The sequence below is a fragment of the Asticcacaulis biprosthecium C19 genome (assembly GCF_000204015.1).
GTDB lineage: Bacteria > Pseudomonadota > Alphaproteobacteria > Caulobacterales > Caulobacteraceae > Asticcacaulis > Asticcacaulis biprosthecius.
In genome coordinates, this window is the sequence record NZ_GL883077.1 from 1,081,662 (window position 1) to 1,087,602 (window position 5,941).

Here is a 5,941-nt window from a genome sequence, read left to right on the forward strand (position 1 = left end):
CTACCCTCCACCGCTTCGCGGTCCCCTCCCCACTTCGTAGGGAGGAGGGTGCGCGCGGCTCCGTTTGAGAACACTGGATGAAGTTTTTAAAACTCGACGGGTTTGTCGCCGCCATGCTGGGGGCCGTGGTGCTGGGGCTGCTGTTCCCGCAGTTCGGCGCCAAGGGCGGGATCCTGCATCTCGATATCGTCACCAAGATCGGTATCGCCCTGGTCTTCTTCCTGCACGGTGCCAACCTGTCGCCTCACGCCGTCAAGGCCGGCGCCGCCAACTGGAGGCTGCATCTGTTTGTCCATGCCGCCACCTTTATCCTGTTTCCGGCCATAGGGTTTGCCGTCTTCTTTGGCACGCAAGGCATACTGCCTTCCGATGTCCGGTTGGGCTTTTTCTATCTCTGCGCCCTGCCCTCGACCATCTCGTCTTCGGTCGCCATGACCGCCCTGGGCAAGGGCAATGTGCCGGGCGCCGTGTTCGACGCCACCCTGTCCGGTCTGATCGGTATGGTGATCACGCCGCTGCTGGTCTCCATGGTCGCCCATACTGCCACCGGCGGACAGCTCGATGTCCTGCCAGCCATTCGCGACGTCGCCATTACTCTGCTGCTGCCCTTCCTGGCCGGCCAGCTATGCCGCCCGCTGCTCAAAGATAGGATCGCCCGCCACAAGAGCTGGATCACCCGGGCCGACCGCACGGTCATCATCCTGATCGTCTACGCCGCCTTCTGCGAATCGACCAAGGAAGGGATTTGGACCGACTACAATCCCCTGGTCATTGTCGGAATCCTGGGGATGGTTTCGGCGCTGCTGGCCGTGGTGCTGGTCACGACGCGGTTTGCGGCCAGGGCCCTGGTGTTCCCGCGTGAGGACGAGGTTGCCGCCGTCTTCTGCGGATCGAAAAAAAGCCTGGCCAACGGCGCGCCCATCGCCGCCGTTTTGTTTGCTGGACACCCGGCGATGGGCATGATCATGCTGCCCATCATGCTGTACCATCAGCTACAGCTGATCGTCTGCAGTATCCTGGCGCGACGATATGCCGAAGCCGCTGAGCGACAATAATCTCGTTATAAAAAGCGTAGCTTTATGAAAACCTTATGTGACTTCGCGCGCTCCTTATTGGATGCTTACGGAGGCGGCCATAGGGTCACCTGCGGCAAGCCGTGACAGCGGCGGGCCGCGTAGGCAATGGGGACTGGGAAGACAATGCCATTTTGGAAGAAGGTCTTGGCCGACCGTCAATTGCGCAACGACCTCGGCATTTCGCTTAGCTTGGCGCTGATCGCCGTCTTCTTCGTCATCAGCGGCGCTGTCTCCTATGCCAGCCTTACCAATCTCGACCGCAACATTGGCCAGGTCACCAAGACACACGACACCATACAGGCCCTGAGCACCACGCTGTCGCTTCTCAAGGACGCCGAGACTGGGGAACGCGGTTTCGTGCTGACCGGAGATCCTAGCTATCTGGAGCCCTATAATTCTGCCATTCCCGCCCTTGAGCAGCAGATGATCCAGCTTGCCCGTGAGGTCGAGGACCAGCCCGCCTTGCATGACCGTATGGATATCTTGCGCGGAAGAGTCGACGTGCGACTGGCGGAACTGGCTCAGGTTATCAGCGAGTACCAAAAGCAAGGTGAGGAAGCCGCCGTTCTGACGATCAAGACCAACCGCGGCAAGGCTTCGATGGACTCCATCCGCACCCTGATCGCCGACATGCAGGCTGAGGCCCGGCGCGAACGCGAAGAACGTATCGCAGAGCGGCGGCAAGCCTTTGCAACATCGGTCGTCAGTGTGATTACGTCCGCGATCATCGGGGTCATCCTGTCGATCGCCATCACCTGGATGATCAGCGGCGCCGCAACCCAGCGCCGTCGCAGCCAATGGCTGCAAGCCGGACAGTCCAGCCTTAGCGCTGCCCTTCTGGGCGAACAGCGCCTGGATCAACTGGCCAGAAACGCCCTGGTCAACCTGGCTAAATATACCGACGCCCACGCCGCCGCCTTCTATGCCGCCGACGGCAGCACCTTTAAGCGCATCGCCACCTATGGCGTGCCGGTCGACGACGACGTCCCAGCCAGCTTCAGCCGCGGTCAAAGCCTGCTGGGGCAGGCGGTCGTCGACGGCCATATCATGGTGGTCAACGACATCGCCGACAGCCACCTGACTGCCGGCGCCGCCCTGGGCCAGTGGCGGCCACGCCACCTCGTCATCCTCCCGGCCAAGTCCGACGGCATGATCGAAGCTGTCGTCGAACTGGGTTTTCTTCACGCCTACCCCGACGCCACGAAGGAACTCCTGGAGCGCGCCTCCGAAGTGCTCAGCGTCGCCGTCCGGTCAGCCAACTACCGCGCCAGCTTGCAGAATTTCCTCGAAGAGACCCAGCGCCAGTCCGAGGAACTGCAAAGCCAGAGCGAGGAATTGCGGGTCAACAACGAGGAGCTGGAAGAACAGAGCCGCGCGCTCAAGGAATCGCACGTCCGCCTGGAGCAGCAGCAGGCCGAGCTGGAACAGACCAATACCCAGCTGGCAGAACAGGCGGCCATGTTGGAGGCTCAGCGGGACGACCTCAGCCAGGCCAAGGACGAGGTCGACCGGAAGGCGCGTGAACTGGAGCAGTCCAGCCGGTATAAGTCCGACTTCCTGGCCAACATGTCGCATGAACTGCGCACGCCGCTGAACTCGTCGCTGATCCTGGCCAAGTTGCTCAGCGACAATAGCGAGGGCAACTTGACCGAAGAGCAGGTCGAATTCGCCCAGACCATCCAGTCGTCGGGCAATGATCTGCTGGCTCTGATCAACGACATCCTGGATCTGTCAAAGATCGAAGCCGGTCAGATGGAGATCCATACCGAAAGCGTGTCGCTGAAACGGCTGGCGTCGGACATGGAGCGCGTCTTCACCCCGATCGCCAACCAGAAGAGGCTGAAAATGACCGCCCGTCTGGGCGAAGGCGTGCCCGAGACGGTCACCACCGACCGCCAGCGCCTGGAGCAGGTCCTGAAGAACCTGCTGAGCAATGCCTGCAAGTTTACCGAACACGGCCACGTCGAACTGGCCATCCTGAAGGACGGCGACCGCATTGTCTTTGCCGTCAAGGACACCGGTATCGGCATCTCGGCCGAGCATCAGCATCAGGTGTTCGAAGCCTTCCGCCAGGCGGACGGTACGATCAGCCGCAAATACGGCGGCACCGGTTTGGGTCTGTCGATTTCGCGCGAGCTGTCACGCCTGCTCGGCGGCAATCTGTCAGTGATCAGCCAGGTGGACCGCGGCTCGACCTTCAGCCTGTCCATCCCATTGGTCTATGACGCCGGCCAGGTCGAGACCCACCTCGAAACTAAGGCGATGACACCTGCGCCCCAAAATACGTTTCTGGCCCTGCCTGACCCTGTCGTCGATCTGGCCGCCACCGTCAAACCGCGCCCGGCCGTGAATGACGACCGTGACCGCATCACCGCCGGTTCGCGCAGCATTTTGGTCGTTGAGGACGATCCCTCCTTTGCCCGCATCCTGTACGACCTGGCCCACGACCTCGACTTCCTGTGCCTGGTCGCCCACACCGCCGAAGACGCCATGGCGACGGCGCGGCAATATACCCCGTCGGCCATCGTGCTGGATGTCGGCCTGCCCGACCATTCGGGCCTTTCCGTGCTCGACAGGCTGAAGCGCGACGTACGTACCCGGCATATCCCCGTCCACGTCGTCTCGGCCGGCGACTACGCCCATACCGCGCTGTCGCTGGGCGCCGTTGGCTATATGTTGAAGCCGGTCAAGCGCGAGCAACTGATCGACGCCTTCAAGGGTCTGGAGGCGCGCCTTGAGCAGCAGATGCGCCACGTCCTGATTGTTGAAGACGACGAGGTTCAGCGCCACGCCATGTGCAAGCTTTTGCAGTCCCAGGACGTCGAATGCGTCGCCGTCGGCACGGCCGCCGAATGTCTCGAAAAGCTGAAAGATCAGACCTTCGACTGCATGGTTCTGGACCTGTCCTTGCCCGACGCTTCGGGCTATTCGCTGCTGGAGACCCTGTCGCAGGAGGAGGCCTATGCCTTCCCGCCGGTCATCGTCTATACCGGCCGCGACATTTCCTATGACGATGAACAGCGTCTGCGCCGCTATTCGCGCTCGATTATCATCAAGGGCGCCAAGTCGCCGGAACGCCTGCTGGACGAGGTCACCCTGTTCCTGCACCAGGTGGTGTCGGAACTGTCGCCGGAACAACAGAAACTTCTCAAAAAGGCGAAGCATCGCGACGCCATGCTGGAAGGCCGCAAGATCCTGCTGGTCGAAGACGATGTCCGCAACGTCTACGCCGTCACCAACATCTTTGAACCTCTGGGCGCCGTCATGTCGATCGCGCGCAACGGCCGCGAGGCCCTGGAGGTGCTGGAGAGCACCCAAGGCGATCCCAACCAGGCCGTCGACCTGGTGTTGATGGATGTCATGATGCCGGAGATGGACGGTCTGACGGCAACCAAAAAGATCCGCGAAAACAAGGACTGGAGGAAGCTGCCGGTGATCATGCTGACCGCCAAGGCCATGAAGGACGACCAGGAGCGCTGCATCGAGGCCGGAGCCAATGACTATATGGCCAAGCCGATCGATGTCGACAAGCTCGTGTCGCTGGTGCGGGTATGGATGCCGAAGTAAACGCGGGCGGACATGTGCCGGCGGGCCGGACAGACGAGATCGAAATCCGCCTGTTGCTGGAGGCTGTCTTCCAGAAGTATCATTATGACTTCCGCGGCTATGCCATGGCCTCGATCAAGCGCCGGCTGAACCAGGCGAAGGAAAAGTTTGGCTGCACCACCATTTCGGCCCTGCAGGACCGGGTTCTGCACGAGCCCGAGTTGATGAGCGAACTGCTGCCCTTCCTGACCGTCCAGGTCAGCGAGCTGTTTCGCGATCCGCAATATTTCCGCACGCTACGCGAAAAGGTCATCCCACACCTGTTGACCTATCCGTCGCTCAAGGTGTGGATCGCCGGCTGCTCGACCGGCGAGGAGCTTTATTCGATGGCCATACTGTTCCGCGAGGAAGGCCTTGAGCAGCGCACCCTGTTCTATGCCACCGATATCAATCCCGACGCCCTGAAGAAGGCCGAGGCCGGCATCTACAGCCTGGACCGCATGAAGCTGTTTACGGAAAACCACCGCCTGTCGGGAGGAAAGTCGTCGCTGTCGGACTATTACCGCACCGCCTATGGTGCCGCCGTCTTCGACAAGAGTTTGCGCAAGAACTGCGTCTTTTCCGACCACAGCCTGGCCACCGATGCGGTGTTTGCCGAGACGCACCTCTGTTCCTGCCGCAATGTGCTGATCTATTTCGACCGGGACCTGCAGGACCGCGCCATCGGGCTGTTCAAGTCATCGCTGATCCGCAAGGGGTTCTTGGGGTTGGGCGCCAAGGAGACCCTGCGCTTCTCGCACCATTCCGAAGCCTTTTCCGACTTTGCACGCGACGAGCGCATCTACCAGAAGCGGGACCTGTCATGAAGAAGACCGTCACGCCATCGGCGACACAGGCTGAAGCTATCGTTATCGGCGCCTCTGCTGGTGGGGTTGAAGCCCTGTCGGCCATCCTGCCGCGCCTGCCGGCCGACTATCCCCTGCCGGTCATGGTCGTCATCCATCTTCCGCCGGACCGCAGGAGCCTGATGGCCAAATTGTTCGACGCCAAGTGCGCCATGAGCGTACGTGAGGCCGACGACAAGGAGCCGATCGCGCGCGGCACCGTCTATTTCGCGCCGCCAGACTATCACCTGCTGGTGGAAACCGACCGCCGCCTCAGCCTGTCCAGCGAGGAGCCGGTGCTGTTTTCGCGCCCGGCCATCGACATCCTGTTCGAAACCGCTGCCGACGCCTACGGGCCAGGCCTGGTTGGCATCATCCTTAGCGGCGCCAATGAAGACGGCGCGGCGGGATTGAAGGCCGTGCGCGCCGCTGGCG

4 protein-coding genes are annotated in these 5,941 nt (G+C 61.6%); all 4 read left to right on the top strand.

Annotated features, from left to right (window positions below):
- Positions 1-77: 77 nt before the first annotated feature.
- Positions 78-1,055, top strand: a complete 978-nt coding sequence (locus ABI_RS05395; protein WP_006271843.1) for a bile acid:sodium symporter family protein — start codon at positions 78-80, stop codon at positions 1,053-1,055.
- A gap of 165 nt (positions 1,056-1,220) precedes the next feature.
- Complete coding sequence (locus ABI_RS05400) at positions 1,221-4,643, top strand: response regulator (protein ID WP_006271845.1); 3,423 nt, start codon at positions 1,221-1,223, stop codon at positions 4,641-4,643.
- Positions 4,628-5,488 (top strand): CheR family methyltransferase, encoded by an 861-nt coding sequence (locus ABI_RS05405; RefSeq protein WP_050808201.1) that lies wholly within the window; start codon positions 4,628-4,630, stop codon positions 5,486-5,488. The genes ABI_RS05400 and ABI_RS05405 overlap by 16 nt, the downstream gene beginning before the upstream one ends.
- Positions 5,485-5,941, top strand: a 457-nt coding sequence (locus ABI_RS05410) for a chemotaxis protein CheB (protein ID WP_040308614.1), incomplete at its 3' end; no start/stop codon positions are given. The genes ABI_RS05405 and ABI_RS05410, both read left to right, overlap by 4 nt.